The 14,106-nt window shown below is 60.5% G+C and carries 17 protein-coding genes and 2 pseudogenes; all 19 read right to left on the minus strand.

The genetic code is table 11. From position 1 onward, the window contains the following. Window positions 1-388 (minus strand): annotated as a pseudogene (locus tag QZZ60_RS06515) (EscR/YscR/HrcR family type III secretion system export apparatus protein); the annotation flags it as partial. A 21-nt stretch (window positions 389-409) separates the two neighbouring features. Then, window positions 410-1,456, minus strand: coding sequence for a type III secretion system cytoplasmic ring protein SctQ (sctQ, locus tag QZZ60_RS06520; protein WP_295639505.1), 1,047 nt, complete (start codon window positions 1,454-1,456; stop codon window positions 410-412). 98 nt (window positions 1,457-1,554) lie between these two features. After that, on the minus strand, window positions 1,555-1,938 hold the full coding sequence (locus QZZ60_RS06525) for a type III secretion HpaP family protein (protein WP_295639507.1): 384 nt from the start codon (window positions 1,936-1,938) through the stop codon (window positions 1,555-1,557). A 274-nt stretch (window positions 1,939-2,212) separates the two neighbouring features. Next, complete coding sequence (locus QZZ60_RS06530; protein ID WP_295639510.1) at window positions 2,213-2,713, minus strand: YscO family type III secretion system apparatus protein; 501 nt, start codon at window positions 2,711-2,713, stop codon at window positions 2,213-2,215. Between the two features lie 2 nt (window positions 2,714-2,715). Further along, window positions 2,716-4,032 (minus strand): type III secretion system ATPase SctN, encoded by a 1,317-nt coding sequence (gene sctN / locus QZZ60_RS06535; RefSeq protein ID WP_295639513.1) that lies wholly within the window; start codon window positions 4,030-4,032, stop codon window positions 2,716-2,718. Between the two features lie 18 nt (window positions 4,033-4,050). Continuing rightward, window positions 4,051-4,659, minus strand: a complete 609-nt coding sequence (locus QZZ60_RS06540) for an HrpE/YscL family type III secretion apparatus protein (protein ID WP_295639517.1) — start codon at window positions 4,657-4,659, stop codon at window positions 4,051-4,053. Continuing rightward, on the minus strand, window positions 4,647-5,321 hold the full coding sequence (locus QZZ60_RS06545; protein ID WP_295639520.1) for a SctK family type III secretion system sorting platform protein: 675 nt from the start codon (window positions 5,319-5,321) through the stop codon (window positions 4,647-4,649). The genes QZZ60_RS06540 and QZZ60_RS06545 overlap by 13 nt, the downstream gene beginning before the upstream one ends. Before the next feature lie 3 nt (window positions 5,322-5,324). Continuing rightward, entirely contained in the window at window positions 5,325-6,089 is a 765-nt protein-coding gene (gene sctJ / locus QZZ60_RS06550) for a type III secretion system inner membrane ring lipoprotein SctJ (RefSeq protein ID WP_295639523.1), read from the minus strand. A 15-nt stretch (window positions 6,090-6,104) separates the two neighbouring features. Next, window positions 6,105-6,536, minus strand: coding sequence for a hypothetical protein (locus QZZ60_RS06555; protein ID WP_295639526.1), 432 nt, complete (start codon window positions 6,534-6,536; stop codon window positions 6,105-6,107). Window positions 6,537-6,563: 27 nt separating this feature from the next. Next, the gene (locus tag QZZ60_RS06560) at window positions 6,564-6,935 is read right to left on the minus strand and encodes a tetratricopeptide repeat protein (protein WP_295639529.1); all 372 of its coding nucleotides are present in this window, start codon (window positions 6,933-6,935) and stop codon (window positions 6,564-6,566) included. Between the two features lie 167 nt (window positions 6,936-7,102). Further along, window positions 7,103-7,348, minus strand: coding sequence for an EscF/YscF/HrpA family type III secretion system needle major subunit (locus QZZ60_RS06565; protein ID WP_295639532.1), 246 nt, complete (start codon window positions 7,346-7,348; stop codon window positions 7,103-7,105). Window positions 7,349-7,362: 14 nt separating this feature from the next. Further along, complete coding sequence (locus tag QZZ60_RS06570) at window positions 7,363-7,569, minus strand: hypothetical protein (RefSeq protein WP_295639535.1); 207 nt, start codon at window positions 7,567-7,569, stop codon at window positions 7,363-7,365. Further along, entirely contained in the window at window positions 7,562-9,067 is a 1,506-nt protein-coding gene (gene sctD / locus QZZ60_RS06575; RefSeq protein ID WP_295639538.1) for a type III secretion system inner membrane ring subunit SctD, read from the minus strand. Before sctD ends, QZZ60_RS06570 begins: the two co-directional genes overlap by 8 nt. Then, a complete protein-coding gene (gene sctC / locus QZZ60_RS06580) occupies window positions 9,068-10,879 on the minus strand; it encodes a type III secretion system outer membrane ring subunit SctC (protein WP_295639540.1) in 1,812 nt (603 codons plus the stop codon). It abuts the gene before it with no gap. A 2-nt stretch (window positions 10,880-10,881) separates the two neighbouring features. Continuing rightward, a complete protein-coding gene (locus tag QZZ60_RS06585) occupies window positions 10,882-11,361 on the minus strand; it encodes a hypothetical protein (protein WP_295639543.1) in 480 nt (159 codons plus the stop codon). Window positions 11,362-11,499: 138 nt separating this feature from the next. Further along, window positions 11,500-12,378, minus strand: a complete 879-nt coding sequence (sctB, locus tag QZZ60_RS06590; RefSeq protein ID WP_295639546.1) for a type III secretion system translocon subunit SctB — start codon at window positions 12,376-12,378, stop codon at window positions 11,500-11,502. A gap of 29 nt (window positions 12,379-12,407) precedes the next feature. After that, window positions 12,408-13,424: a type III secretion system protein gene (locus tag QZZ60_RS06595; protein WP_295639549.1), complete on the minus strand. Its 1,017-nt coding sequence runs from the start codon at window positions 13,422-13,424 to the stop codon at window positions 12,408-12,410. 3 nt (window positions 13,425-13,427) lie between these two features. Beyond that, window positions 13,428-13,910: a SycD/LcrH family type III secretion system chaperone gene (locus tag QZZ60_RS06600; protein WP_295639551.1), complete on the minus strand. Its 483-nt coding sequence runs from the start codon at window positions 13,908-13,910 to the stop codon at window positions 13,428-13,430. Between the two features lie 60 nt (window positions 13,911-13,970). Then, window positions 13,971-14,106, minus strand: a pseudogene (locus QZZ60_RS06605) (USH1C-binding protein 1); the annotation flags it as partial.

Here is a 14,106-nt window from a genome sequence, read left to right on the forward strand (position 1 = left end):
GTTCCGCCGGCCAGATGCGTCTGGCCGTGCCCATGAACATGTTGGTCACCTTTTCGTCGGAATTGGCGGCGAGAAAGCGGCGGAGCGGAGGCGAGGCCTTGTCGGCAACGCTGAGTATGTCTGAAAATCCCGGCTGCGCCGGAAGAGTGATGTTCCTGACGATGTCTGCGGTGTCCATGGCCACGGGAGCCATGATGAACACGCTGAGGATGATGGCAAGCCCGTTCATGACCATGGCGGGGGGAACCTGCTGCACGCCGAGAGCGTTGCGCACCAGAGAGGTGACCACCACGATTTTGACGTAGGAGGTGACCATCATGAGGAAAAAGGGGGCGAGTCCGAGCAGGGACAGCCCGGCCATGAGGTACAGAGGATTGATGTCGGACATGGACCGCGACTCCGGAGCGCGCTACAGCGTTTCGGCTATCTGTACGCCCAGGGTGCCGTCCATGTCCACCAGACGTCCGCGGGCTATGGCCTTGCCGTTGGCCCGGATGGTCACGAGAGAGGCAAGATCGCCGTTCAGGGAAAACGTGTAGCCGGGCGTGAGCGCCTCGAGTTCTCCCACCGTAATGACGCGGCGGTCGAGTTCAAAGCTCAGGCGGATGTCTATGTCTTTGATTTCAGGGGTATCCATGGAAGAGTCCGGTTCTTCGGATAGGGGTGAGGCAAGCGTGACCTGCGCTCCGCTTACGGTGCAGGATGCCGCAAGGCTTGCAGCGTTTTCGCGGTGAAGGCGCAGAATCAGGGTTTCCGGGGCCGTCCAGACCTCGGGCAGAAGCACGTCTTCCGGCGCGAGAGCGGCGACCTCTTCCGGCGTCATTCGAAGATAGCCCGATTCAAACGCGACTTCAAGGGGAACGGTTTTCAGCGCTTCGCTCAGCGGGCCGCCGCTTCGTACAGGGAGAGTCCTGATTGCCTCGGCAAGCACGTATCCGCTTCCTGCGGTCAGGGGAGAAAGCCGCACAAAGGTCGTCAGTTCCGGCAGACCGTTGCAGGCGGAAAGAGAGGCCTTGAATCCCGCAGAAAAGGGGTGGCCTGCCGGGATGGCATTGAAATGAACGTCCCGCACGTCAAAGGTACGGTCGAGCAGGGTCCGCAGTGAGGAGAGCAGGGGAGCAAGCATCGATTCCAGCAGCGCGCGGCGCACTTCTTCCGGCAGAGTCCGCTCATCGAAGGCGGGCGCCTGTCCTGCGGCATCGGCAAAGGCTTCGTGGCGAAGGAGCAGTGCCGTGTCGTCGAGCTCAAGCTGCCAGCCTGCTCCGTTGATGTCGAGGTCGAGCACGCAGGCGGGAGAAAACTCGGGAGCCTCCGGCAGCGGGGAGAGCTCCAGTTCTCCTGCACCGAAGGGCGCGCTCCACGGGCCGGGACGAAGCAGAAGCGAGTTTTGAAGAAGTGCCTTTTCCCGGGGGAGAAAAGGGGGCCGGAAGGTGGGATGATACATGTGTTCCGCCATGGTGTCGTTCCGTGTGAAGAGCGTTTGTGCACTTCCCCCCGGCATTGCGGTCGAGAAGCGTTGTTTTTTCGAAGAAGGCCATCCTTCATCTGAGGTCATCATTCATGGGAAAGCTGGTCCTCCGTCATGTAGGTGCGCGACCGTCGGCCGGAGTCGTTGTCTTCCCTGCCGGAATCTCTTGTCACCTCGACGCGTACGTTACCTTTTTCCAGGCTTTCCAGCATGGATTTGAGCGAATCCTGTGCGGAGACCAGCGTCTGGAAGGACGAGGCGTCGGAGCTTGAAAGCGTGACGGAAAGCATGCCGGTCATGTCGCGATGAAGCGTTATTTCCGTGCCGGGAAGGGCATGGCTTCCCAAAGAGAGCCTGACCTCATGTCCCCCCTGCTCCGGGGTGGACACGAGAATGCGTTCCACCAGCTTTTCCAGATCCGCCTGTTCGGGGCCCTGCGCGGCGGGCGCGGGCGGGGCCGCTTCTTCCATGCGTCCTGAAAAAAGACTTTCAAGGGGATTCGTCATGCCGGAAAGAACGGCTGAAGAGTCCGGCGCTGGAGATGTTTCCTCCTTTTTCGTTCCGCCGCTTTCAAGGTCATGTCTGCCGGGTGCTTTTTCTTCCATTGACTTCATGAAAAGGTCGGCGGCTTCCCTGTCGCAAGGCGGAGGAGAGCTTTCGCCGCGCTCCCGGTGAGGACTTTTGTCCGCAGATACCGGCTCGGAAAAACGGATGTTCATGCTGCTCATGCTGCTCTCCTTCGTGTCAGGCGTCTTCGCCCTCGGCTTCGGCGCCCTTGCGGGATAGGGGATGAAATTCCTCAAGTTCCAGATCTTCCCTGCGTTCCTCTTCCTTTTTGGCGTCTTCCTTCCATATGTCCCGGTGCGCTTCTATTTTGGAAGTGTTTTTGCCGGCGATTTTTGCGGCCGTTTTCGCGCCCTCAAGCTCAACACGACGCTGTTCCGCTTCTTTTTTTGCCGAAAGCACGGCCTGTTCCCGGGTGCACTCCTCATCGGCGAGTCTTGCAAGGCCGGCCTTGAACTGTTCCAGCCGTTCAAGGCTCAGGGGCACGTTCATGACGGCCGCGTAGCGCCGGTCCTCTTCCTGCCTTCGCCACACGCGGAACTCATCCAGTTCCCGCTGTTTTTGCGCCACGTTTTCTTCCGCCTCCCTGACGGCGATTTCCGCGCTGCGCACGCGCCGTTTGGCGCTCTCCTCCCGGTATCGGCGCACGGTGAGCAGAGCGGCGAGGGGATAGGCTTCCACGATCAGCGCACCGCCTCGAACAGTCCTTCCAGCGTCTGCTCGAACGTGCTCTTTTCGCCGAGCCCCTGCTTGAGAAAGGCGTTCACCTTGTCTATGTGCGCGAGAGCGTCGTCGGCTTCCTTGTCCGCCCCCTTCTTGTACTCGCCTATCTGCACGAGAAGTTCCACTTCCGCATATTTTGCCAGAATCTGCCTGAGTCTCTGGGCGGCCTTCTTGTGTTCCTTGCTCACGATGGCATTCATCACGCGGCTGACGCTCGCCTGAACGTCTATGGCCGGGTAATGATTGCGCGCGGCAAGCTTGCGCGAAAGAACGATGTGTCCGTCGAGAATGGAGCGTGTTTCGTCGGCAATGGGTTCGGTCATGTCGTCGCCTTCCACGAGCACGGTATAAAGCGCCGTGATGGAGCCCTTGTCGGAATTGCCCGCCCGTTCCATGAGCTTGGGCAGCTCGGAAAACACCGACGGCGGGAAGCCGCGCCGGGTGGGCGGCTCGCCTGCGGCAAGACCGATTTCGCGCTGAGCACGGCCGAAGCGGGTGACGGAATCCATCATGAGCAGAACGCTTCGGCCCTGGTCGCGGAAGTATTCGGCGATGGCCGTGGACGTGTAGGCCGCCTTGAGGCGTTCCATGGAGGAACGATCCGAGGTGGAGACCACGAGCACGGCCTTTTTTCTTCCTTCCTCGCCGAGGTCGTTTTCAATGAATTCCCTGACTTCTCTTCCTCGTTCGCCGATGAGAGCCAGAACGCATACCTCGGCGGAGCATCCCTTGATGATGCTCGAAAGCAGCGTGGACTTGCCGCCGCCTGCCGCGGCGAAGATGCCCATGCGCTGACCTTCGCCGCAGGTGAGCATGCCGTCGAGGGCGCGCAGGCCGAGCGTGAGAGGTCGGCTGATGATCTTGCGCGTCATGGGGTTGGGCGCTTCGGCAAAAACAGGATAGTGCTGGCGGGTCCTGAGCGCAGGGCCTCCGTCGATGGGCTGGCCGAGTCCGTCGAGCACGCGGCCGAGCAGTTCTTCTCCCACGGGAACGGAAAGAATTTCTCCCGTAGGTATGACCTCCGTGGCCGGAGAGACGCCCTGACAGCTTCCGAGGGGAGAGAGCAGGGCCACGTTGCGGACAAAGCCCACGACTTCGGCCTTCAGCGTGAAATTTTCCCAGGGATTGCTGAGTATGCAGAGTTCTCCCACCTTCACGCCGGGCACGACGGCACGGATGATGGTGCCTACGACCTGTTCCACGCGGCCGCGCACGTCCACGGGGGTTGTGGTCTGCACCGCTTCTTCAAGAAGAGCTCCTATGTACTCGAATGCCATGGCTGCGCTCCGCGGGCGTTACTGACGTATTTTGCTGTGAAAGGCGTGTTCCAGCGCCTTGAGCTGGGTTTCGAGACTGGCGTCCACGACGCCGAGTTCGCTTTCCAGAATGCACGAGTCCCGGGAAAGGCGGGCGTCGGCAACGATGGTAAGAAATCCGCTGCCGGAAGAGCCGGCGGTCATGGCGGCAAGCGCCTGCGAGACGGCCTCTTCGTCGGCGGGCGCTACGCGCACCGTCACTTTCTGCTGACCGCGGACGTTGTTCAGGGCGTTGCGCACGATGCGCACGATGCGTTCCTTGCCGTCCATTTCTCCGATGATCTTGCGGATGGCCTGATTGACCACGCTGACCAGCGTGTCCTCGATGCCTTCGATGAACTCCACGGAACTCAGGATGGTTTCCATCATCTTTTCCGCGTGTTCCAGCTTGCCTTCCTCCATGCCGTCGCGGTAGCCTTCCTCCTTTTTGCGCTCATAGGCTTCTTCTGCCTGCGCTTCCATGGCGGCGGCCTTTTCACGGGCGGCGTCAAGCAGGGAGGAGGCCTCCAGATAGAGGGCGTATTCGTCAGCCTTGATGATTTTCGTTCCCGCGGCGGGGCGTACGGAACTTTCGCCTAGTCGAAACATGGAGCCCATTCCGGAGCGACCTCCCTGAGAAGAAGTTTTTTCATGGTGAACCACAAGGCCCTGCGCGGTTCCCTTCGAAGCTGCGGGACGGACGATTCTTCCGACGACGGTGACATGTCGACGTGCGGAAGCCGGCATGCCGCAAGCGCTCTCAGCTGCTCGGGCCAGTCTGAGCTTACGATGCCGAGAGATGCTGCCGCAAGCGTTCGGACTCTCCCGGCCAGATCCCCCGGAACGTCCGTCGCAAGCAGAAGAGGGCGCAGACTGCCTACCTGATAGCGTCCCCGCTTGAGTGCATAGGAAAGAACGTCGGCGCCGAGTTCCCTGCGCAGCGCCAGCACCTGTTCGCGGGCGATGACGTGCGCAAGCTCTTCGGCGTGCACGGCGGCGCTGAAAAAAAGACCGACTCTTGCAAGCGTGTCGGCATCGAGCAGCGCCAGCCTCTGCGACTCTTCGGAAAAATTCCAGTAACCGGTCTCCTGCCGGTCTGCCGGGCCCCAGGATCTCCGGAAGTCCTGCCGTGTCCAGAGCGTTGCGAACGTTCCGCCGAGCGAGGAGAGCTCCGCAGGAACCGGGGCGGCATATTCGCGGTTGAAGGCGATCATTGCCCGGAAAAGGCGGGGTTTCAGCGTGATGACTTCGACAAGAAATCGGTAATCCATGAATTACTGGGCCTTGTTCCTGCGGTTGCGTACATAGATGACGGCGGCTGCGGCAAGTCCGATGCAGGCCAGCGCCAGAAGACCGGCGAGTCCGGCCAGAAGATAGAGTCTGCTGTTGTCGGTTCCGGCTGCGCCGGATTCGGCGGGCATGGGTACGCTGACCGTTTCACGCACGGGCACGAGCATGACGGAGACCCTGTCCTGCATGAGCCCGGGAACGGCGTTGGCGGCCAGTTCGCGGATGTAGGGAATGAGTCTTGTCGCCTGAGATTCCGGGGTGTGACGCAGAAAGACGGCGGCACTCGGAGGGGTGACGTTGCCGGTTCCGAGATCGGTCTGACCGAGCACGACGTGCACTCGTGCGGTGAGCACGCCGTCTATCCGTGAAAAGGTGTCGGAGAGCTCCTGAGAGAGAGCATAGGCCAGCCGGGCCTGTTCTTCCGTTGTCGAGGAAATCATGCCCTGAGCGGAGAACACCTGGCCGAGACTCTGAAAATCCTCCCGGGGCAGGCTGTTTTCCTTCAGAATTTCCAGCGCCTGAACGATCTGCTTTTCTTCCACGGCAATGCTGAAGTCGTTCTTGGCAGCGATCTTTTCCGCGGAAATGCCGTGGCGCAGCAGCACGGACAGCATGGTGTTGGCCTGATTTTCGCTGAGCCCCTGATAGATTTCAGTCTTGCAGCCGGCAAGCAGAAGAAAGGCCGCGGCAAGGATGAGGCAAAGAAGGCGGCGGGAGGCGGAAAGACAGTGGAAGCGGGAAAACGACATGACGGCATTTCCTTGTCAGGACTGGTTGCGGAGCAGGGAGTCCAGGCCCTGCGTGGTCTTCTGGGTGACCTGAAAGCCGGAGTCGGCCTGAAACCGGAGCATGGCCACCTGAAACTGAAGTCGATAGAGTTCGGAGGGCGTGAGAAGCGGCGTTTCGGATGCCCCGGAAATGGAACCACGGTCTGCGGAGAGACTTTCTGCGGTGCGTCTGTCCTCGGCCGCTGCATCCCGTGCGGACGACGAGACGTCGTGAACCTCCGGCTGTCCGGCCGTTCCTGAGGCATCAGGCCGGACGTCGGGCTGTTCCAGAAGCTGCTCGAAGGCACGGGAGAGCGCATCCGGCACGGGAGAAGGGCCGGAACTGACGAGTCCCTCTCCCTGAGGGAGGCTCATGCGCTCGAACGCTTCGAGAAGTCGGTTCGACGAGGCAAGGGACACGGCGTCCATGGATGCGCGCTCCGTCGGCGGTCAGAGTTATTCCCGGTCCAGCTGTTCCATGAGGGAACGGGCCAGTTCCGAGGCGCTGCCGTCCTTTTCGCTGAGGGGACGGAGGACTTCGCGGGCTTCGTCTTTTTTGTCGGCAAGACAGAGACAGAGACCGAGCATGGCCTGCGCGTCGGCGTCTTCGGGATGTTCTGAAAGAATGCCGTTGCGAAGCAGCTTTTCGGCTTCTTCATATTCTCCTATGACGATGTGGCTGAGGGCCTGTCCGATCAGCGCCGGGACATGGGCGGGACGGACGGCCAGAACGCCGTCATAGATGGTGCGGGCTTCAAGGACCAGGCCCTTGTGGCACCCGGCGTTGGCGATGTCGAGAAGTCGGGCGATCTGGGAATCGGTAAGCATGATGTCTCCATGCGGTCGGCAGTCCTCAACGGGCTGTCAGGGTTGTAAAGATGACGGTCGGGCGTCTTCGGCGGCGGATTTTTTCGGGCCTTGTGCCGGAAGCTGCCGTGTGCATTTCCTGCCGTCGTTCTTCGTCCGCCGTGCGGGCGAAGATCAAGCGCTCCTCGTCAGTTGGAGCGCTGCGCGAGGCTCTTCATCATGTCGGTCATGCTCTTGGTCACGGTGGAAAGCGCTTCCATCATGGTGTTGTACTGACCGACTTCAAACTGCAGGGAAATCATCTGCTCGTTGCTCAGCTCCTCCCCGTTGGCGAGTTCCGCCATCTTCGTGTTGAGGTCGGACCCCTTGGTGCTGATGCCCTGCAACGTATTTTCAAACATCTGGGAAACGTTGAATCCGCTGATGGAATCCATGATATGCTCCTTTGTCAGACAAAAAGCTTGTCGAGAATGACGGCGGCGGCCTGTGCGGCGGATCTTGCGGCCTGCGCTTTTTTCATGTCGTCCGGGGTGAGTCCCCTGTCCATGGCGCGACGCAGGTCGGCGTCCATGACGGCGATCTCATCCTGCACGGCGGTCTGCGCTCCGTAGGGGGCGTTCTCCATGATGTCGAGGACGGAAACGAAGTCACTCATGAGAACCTCTCAGAGGGTAGGTGGTTGTCTGGTTGTTTCTGCTCAGGGTGAGCGCGTCGACGGAAATGCTCTCCAGCCTGTAGCCTCCCGGAAGCTCGCCGCCCTCAAACACGCGTTCGCCCCCGGCAAGGGTGATGAATTTGAGCGCCCCCATGGAAACGGACGTGACACGGAAGCTTGCTCCGCCGCTTTTGTCCGAAGAGGCGGCAGGCTGAACCGCGGGCCGCCTTTCTTCCTCCCTGGCGTAGATGTTGTCGCTCTTGGCGGGCTGGAGCGTTTCGGAATCATTGATGATGTCGAAACGTACCGGTACCCCCAGCCTTTCCTGAACTTCAGCCGCGGTTTTTTCCAGAGCGGCCTTCGTCTGCGGGGTGAAGGCCCCGTGCAGAACGATCTTTCCGGGCAGGTATTCCGTCTTCACCGCATCGAGTCCTGCTGCCGCAAGCGCGGGAAGAAGCAGCATCTGAACGTCCTCCTCGTGCCGTATGTCGCGGAAGAGGGCGAGCACGGGCTTGCCTGTGGTGGGGGATGCCTGCAGGTCCGGCACGTTGCGGATGGCTTCGGTAAGCGCCTGCTCCTCCAGAACGCCGTTTTGGATGTAGCCTTTGACCAGCAGGCCCGGATGCGCCGAAGGCGGCAGCTCCGTGACTTCCGGGAAGAGACCGAGCGTGTTGAACGAGGCGCGTACCGCGTCTGCGGAGTCGGAGCGCACGGTCACGTCCAGATATACGGGAAAATGCAAGAACTGTGCCAGCCTGAGCAGACGGCCGCGCTCCCTGTCGGAGGCGATGCGCCCCGTGACGGTCACGCCGTTTTCCGTGCCGGTCACGCTGAGCTTTTCATAGCCTGCCTCTCTGAGAAGCGTGCGCACGCGCTCTTCCCGGGAAATTTCATCGCTCTTGTCGTTCCAGGTGAATGAAAGCAGACCGAGAAGAACCAAGGCAAGCAGGGCTCCCGCTCTGCCGGCCTTTTTGAAGGAACGTCGTGGCGCGGAGGGGGCGGGAGCATTCTCCGATTGTTCGAGAGAAAGGTCAGGGCTGCGTGCGGAGCCGTCATTTTTTTCTGCATCGGCCGCATCCGATGCCAACGTCGTTGCCAGCGGGGGCGCAGCCTGTTCCTGAAGGTCGGCCGTCTCGGGATTTTTCATGCGGGCGAGGAGGTCTTCCACTTCCTGCCATGCGGCGCTTCCCGCCGAGGCGTCATCCGTCCATGCCAGAGTCACGAGACCGGCCTGGAAGGGATGGCGGGGAGGGACGGCCTGTTCCTGCTGCAGCTTGGTTCCGGCAACGCTCACGGGACCGTCCAGAGGCTCCAGAGAAAGGAGAGGTCTGCCTTCATCTTCCGACACCCTCAGCACGGCATGGCGGGCCACCAGCGAGGAGTCTTCGAAAATAAGGTCGCAGGAGTCGTCGGTGCCGAGGACATAGGAGCCCTGCGTCAGCGCTATTTCCGCGCCGAGGTGGATGCCTGAAAAGACTCTGAGCGTCACGCCGTTCATTTACAGCGTCCTTTCCGTGCCTGAGATCGTGGAGACCCTGGGCGTGCTGGAAGAGCGGGAGCAGCCCGCACCGCGGGGCTGGACGGGAACGCGCGGCTCATAGTCCGCCTGCGTGGCGGCACGGTGGAAGGTGGGGTCCTCCGCCTGAGGGGGAACGTTGTTGTCGTTGAGCTGAACGATGCGGGGCGTGATGAGAATGAGGCGCTCCATGCGCTTGCTCTGTTTAGCCTTGGTCTTGAAAAGGTTGCCGATGACGGGAATGTGCATGAGCACGGGCACGCCGCTTTCATCCTCGCCTTTCTGCTCGTAGTAATATCCGCCTATAAGCAGGCTTTGTCCGGCGTTGACGATGGCCTGCGTGTTGATTTTCGTCTGCTTGATGGGCGGCACGCCGCTGTTCGTGGTGACGCTGCTGCTGTTGTCCTGGTCATCCTGCACGTTGACGGCAAGCTTGATGGAGGTTTCGCCGTTTTCCCGGATGATGTGCGGCGTGACGCGCAGGACGGTGCCGGCTTCGACCTTGTACAGATCCACGGCCTGATAGCCTTCCACTTCCACGTAATAGGTTGTGGTGTTTTCCAGCGTGGCCTGAATGTTGTCCACCGTGAGCACGGAGGGGCGGCCCAGCACTCGGGCTTCGTTGTTTTCTTCCAGAGCCTGGATGCGGGCAAGGAAAAAGTCGCTGCCGTGCGTATAGATGGTGGAGAGCGTCATTCCGGCGCTGTCGATGACGCCGGGAGAGGGCATGCCGGTGCCGCCTGTGGTGGACCCTGAGATCGTGCCGCCTCCGCTCCAGCCGTCGCTGTTGTTGCCCGAGCCCTGAAAGGCGATGCCGAGCTCTCTCTTGAAGTCCGTGTCTATGTCCACGATGGCGGCATGGATTTCCACAAGCTCCACGGGCTTGTCCAGATCCTTGATGACCTGGGCGTAGTAGGGCATGCGGTAGGCTGCGTCGCTCACGAGAACGGCGTTGACGCGCGGGTCGGCCATGATGCTGATGCTGCCGGTGCTGACGGGCGTGGCCGCGGCTTCCGGCTGAGGCACGGTGCTTTCCACGTTGCCGAGGGCGGACAGCCCCTTGCCGCCGAGCTTTTCCACGGTGGCCTTTTCCTGCGTGACGCGCGTGCCGGAAACGGGAGAACCCATGACCATGGCCCGGAGTATGGAGGCAATGCCGGGGACGGTGACGGTCTTGTCCATGCTGCTCACGGTCATGTCTTCGGCCCAGGCGTGCTTGAGCGGAAAGACCCGCATGACGATCTGTTCCGTCTGCGAGGCTTCAAAGGCGGCCACGGCGCTGCGTATCTGATCGAGGTATTCCGGGGGGCCGGACACGGAAATGACATCTCCCGCTTCTCCCAGCGAAGGGGGAAGCTGAGGGGAGAACACCGAGGAATTCCTGAGCGCGTTGTAAAGCTGCCTTGCCGTGCCGGTGCGGGGAGAAATGAAGGTTCTCGTGCTTTCTTTTGCGGCATAGAAATGCAGGGTGCGGCCCAGGGTATACCAGCTCACGTCAAAGGCGTTCTGCATTCCTGTAAGGAAGGTCATGGGATCCACGTTCTGAAACCTTCCGCTCATGGTTCCCTTGACGGAGGGCGAAATGGAGGCCGTGTACCCCTCGGCCTGAGCGAAGCTCATGAGCACCGTTCCGAGTTCCTGATGATCGGCATAGTAGGAAAAGGGATGCCGGAAGGGACCGGCCCCCAGAGCGGCGGCACAGAAGCACAGAAGACACAGGCCGGACAGACCGATTCGTCCGAGGGAACGGAAGAAGAAGCGCCGGAAGGCGGAAGCGTGAGGGAAGGGCCGCATAGTCATCCTTGAAGGGAGCCGTCGGAAAAGAAGTCGCCGAAGGAGAAGCTGAACGGTGACGTCCGTTGCTGGCTTGGGGCGGAAGCGGAGTGGGAAAACTGTTTTTTCCACCAGGCGAGGTCGTTAAGAAAGTCGCGTACTTCGGCAGTCAGAGTATTTTCCGAAACGTCTGCAATGCGGAAGGTGCGATACAGCTCAAAGCCTCTTTCGCCGATGCTGAACACGGAACGGCGCTTTTTCATGCATCCGGCCGCAAGAGCGGCCATTCGCCGGATGACGTCTTCCGCCTGTTCGTCGTTCTGCCGGGGAACGCTCTCAAGCACAGCAAGCAGTATGCCGGTGCTGTTTTCGGGCGAGAACAGTTCGAAGTTCAGGCCGCCTTCCAGAGAAAAGCGGAAAACTCCGTCGTCATCGGGGATGGCCTGTTTCCATCCTGCAGCCCGGGTGATGATGTCGGCGGTCGGCTGAAGAGGCGACGTCATGACAATCTCCTGAATTTTTCCTACTCTAGTGACTTTTGCCGATGGCTGTCAAATGCGTTGTGCTCCGGGACGTGCGGGCGAAGGCGGGGAAAATGTCGTCCGGGCTTCGGAGAGGGGGCGCCTCTCCGGAATTTGTTGTCAGCCCAGAATTTTGGTTCTGGTCTGGTTTATGTTCTGCTGAATGGTTTCCTGCGAACTGATGGCCTTCTGGATGAGCGTCTTCAGGGCTTCGTCCAGACTTTCCAGATTCTGCTGCTGGGCACGGATGCGTTCCACGTCTGCTTCCGATTCCTTGAGGGCGGCGTCGTACATGGTGCTCACGCACTGGCCTATGCTGCCGAGAATGCTGTTCAGTCCGCCCATGGAGGAGTTGAAGGCCTGCACTCTGGTGTTGAGCATCATGTCGGCCTGCTGTCTGGCCAGAGTGGAGGCGTTTTGAGCCTTCTCCAGCGTGGCGTTCATGGCCTGCTCGCCGACGATGGCTTTCGTTCCGCCGCCCGTGGAGGTCTCGATGGAGGATTTGTAGGCATTCTTGGCGGTCTGTTCGCTGTCTGCAATGCCCTTGGACATGATGCCTATGGATGCCGCGCCCTGGGCTATGCTCAAAGCTCCGGTGACGACTCCCGTGACCAGCTGAACTATGGCCTTGTCGCGTATGGTGTCGGCCTGCTTCTCTATCTGGGAAACCATTTCCTCCGTCTGAAGGGCGCGCATTTCGGCGTTCCGTCGGCGTTCTTCCGAGCTCATTTCCGTTATCAGTGCGAGGTAGGTGCTGCCGAAGGAGGGGAGGGCAACGACTCCGGCACAGGAGGATGCCTTGCCGAGCGGATCCGGCAGCAGGTCGCGGATTTCGTCCACGGTCTCCATGAAGGAGAGCTTGCCGTTCTGTGAGGTGGCAAGGACAAGCTGTTCAAAGTCGCTGTCGGTCTTGCCCGTGGCCTTCGTATAGGCGCTCTTCAGAATGTCGTACAGAGGCTGGTCGAATCCGACGAGATTGTTTACGCTGTCTATGGGCATGGAATCATCCTTTTCTCTGACCTTTCCGGTCAGGCCATGGCGGGAGAAGCTCCCAGAATGGCACTCTGGGTTTCCGCGCATTCTCCGACGATTTCTCTGACTTTCGACATGAGGTCGTTGGCCCGTTCCATCTCCGACTCCACGAGATCGCGATCCATCTTGATGGCTTCGCGGAGGCGTTCCAGAATGGCTTCAAGCTCCTTGCTGTCGGCCTGACTCTGCGAGATGTTGTAGTCGAACACGGCGCCGGCTATGGTGGCGGCTCCCGATCCCATGCTCACCGCGCCGGAGGCAATGTTGGACACCTTGGAAGCCAGGCTCGTTATCTGGGCGGCCTTCTGTGCCGTCTGGCCCGCGACATTGGCGATGCTGCCGGCGCTGGAGGCGAAGCCCGCGCCGAAGCTGACCGCTATGGAACCCACCATGAAGGCCATGTTCACGCCGAAGCCGAACCATTGGGCGGCTTCGTCGCTCATGCCCATCTTCTTGCCGAGCTCCGTGAATCCCGCGGCAAGGCTGTACTTTCCGTCGGAGGCAAGGGAAACCACGCTGTCCACGGTCATGGCCATGCCCACGACGCCTGCGGCAATGAGCAGAGGATTGCCCGTAAGCGCTCCGGCCACGATGCTGGCCGCAGAGGCAATGGCTCCCACGATGGCCCCGATGATCTTGAAGGCCTTGAGAAATGCGTTGGCCACGGATTTCTTCTTCATTTCTTCCAGGCGGTCGGCGATTTCCTGAAGTTCCTTCTCGTTGATCTCCGCCTGCTGTTCACCCTTGAGTTCCAGACTGGCGACGCCGTCCCGGCAGGCCTGCCGCCGTACGTCGTCTCCTATGGCGTTGAGCAGTGTGTCGAGGGAAAGGGCGCTGGAGGAGATGGGAAGATCGGGTATGCCGAGTTCGGAAAGCAGAGCCTGAAGCTCCTGCTCCGTGGAATCGGGAACCGCGGAGTTCGCAAAGGTCCCGGAGGCGGCTTTCTGAGGACCGTCGGCAGAGGAGTAGAAGCTTGTTCTGTTTGTACTGTCTATGGTGTTGAAATCAACCATGATTTACTCGCTTGCATTGAGCATGGTAAGCAGCGCGCGGGCCTTTCTGTGGCAGTCTGCGTGCTGGGGATTCGTTTCCTCTCCCAGAGTGAGCAGTCCCTTGAGAGCGCCGATGGCGTTTTCTCTGTCTCCGAGCTGAATGTAGCACTTGGCGGCGAAGAGAAAAGGTATGGGGTTGCGCAGAAGATCAACGGTGCCCGCCATGGCATAGGCGTCGATGGCTCCCTTCAGATCTCCCTGCGCCTGACGGCAGCCGGCAAGGCCGAGCCAGAAACGGTCTTCCTTGTGCCTGTAGAGGCACAGCGCCTGAAACACGGTGCCGGCATCGGCGAAGTTGCCCGAGGTGTAGAGATTGTAGGCAAGGGCATAGAGGCCTTCCATCTGCTCGTCCGTCACGTTGCACACGTCGCCGATGCTGGCGCCCTTGTTCAGTGCATTGATGATGGCGGCAATGTCGTTGTCACTGAGAGGAGTGGATTCTGCCATGGTATTTCCCATCCTGAGAAAATGAAGTGTTTTTAGAAGGAACTAAGGAGGCTGACCGGTCTACTGGCCGCGGGCGAGGTTGGTGAGCGTCTGGTTGGCGTTGGCGATCTGCGTGTTCGCGCCCTGCAGATAGGAGTTGTACTGGCCGATGAAGTCCTGCAGGTAGACCATGAGGGTCTGCGTCTTGTTGCCCACG

The sequence above is a fragment of the uncultured Mailhella sp. genome, from assembly GCF_905187505.1.
In the GTDB taxonomy this organism is placed as follows: Bacteria; Desulfobacterota; Desulfovibrionia; order Desulfovibrionales; family Desulfovibrionaceae; genus Mailhella.

Coding starts and splice junctions, on each gene's coding strand:
- QZZ60_RS06585 (WP_295639543.1), bottom strand. CDS start 11,361: ATGACGTCGCCTCTTCAGCCGACCGCCGACATCATCACCCGGGCTGCA.
- sctN (WP_295639513.1), bottom strand. CDS start 4,032: ATGGCATTCGAGTACATAGGAGCTCTTCTTGAAGAAGCGGTGCAGACC.
- sctQ (WP_295639505.1), bottom strand. CDS start 1,456: ATGGCGGAACACATGTATCATCCCACCTTCCGGCCCCCTTTTCTCCCC.
- QZZ60_RS06570 (WP_295639535.1), bottom strand. CDS start 7,569: ATGAGTGACTTCGTTTCCGTCCTCGACATCATGGAGAACGCCCCCTAC.
- QZZ60_RS06545 (WP_295639520.1), bottom strand. CDS start 5,321: ATGGATTACCGATTTCTTGTCGAAGTCATCACGCTGAAACCCCGCCTT.
- QZZ60_RS06555 (WP_295639526.1), bottom strand. CDS start 6,536: ATGGACGCCGTGTCCCTTGCCTCGTCGAACCGACTTCTCGAAGCGTTC.
- QZZ60_RS06560 (WP_295639529.1), bottom strand. CDS start 6,935: ATGCTTACCGATTCCCAGATCGCCCGACTTCTCGACATCGCCAACGCC.
- sctB (WP_295639546.1), bottom strand. CDS start 12,378: ATGCCCATAGACAGCGTAAACAATCTCGTCGGATTCGACCAGCCTCTG.
- QZZ60_RS06565 (WP_295639532.1), bottom strand. CDS start 7,348: ATGGATTCCATCAGCGGATTCAACGTTTCCCAGATGTTTGAAAATACG.
- QZZ60_RS06600 (WP_295639551.1), bottom strand. CDS start 13,910: ATGGCAGAATCCACTCCTCTCAGTGACAACGACATTGCCGCCATCATC.
- QZZ60_RS06540 (WP_295639517.1), bottom strand. CDS start 4,659: ATGTTTCGACTAGGCGAAAGTTCCGTACGCCCCGCCGCGGGAACGAAA.
- QZZ60_RS06525 (WP_295639507.1), bottom strand. CDS start 1,938: ATGGAAGAAGCGGCCCCGCCCGCGCCCGCCGCGCAGGGCCCCGAACAG.
- sctD (WP_295639538.1), bottom strand. CDS start 9,067: ATGAACGGCGTGACGCTCAGAGTCTTTTCAGGCATCCACCTCGGCGCG.
- sctC (WP_295639540.1), bottom strand. CDS start 10,879: ATGCGGCCCTTCCCTCACGCTTCCGCCTTCCGGCGCTTCTTCTTCCGT.
- sctJ (WP_295639523.1), bottom strand. CDS start 6,089: ATGTCGTTTTCCCGCTTCCACTGTCTTTCCGCCTCCCGCCGCCTTCTT.
- QZZ60_RS06595 (WP_295639549.1), bottom strand. CDS start 13,424: ATGGTTGATTTCAACACCATAGACAGTACAAACAGAACAAGCTTCTAC.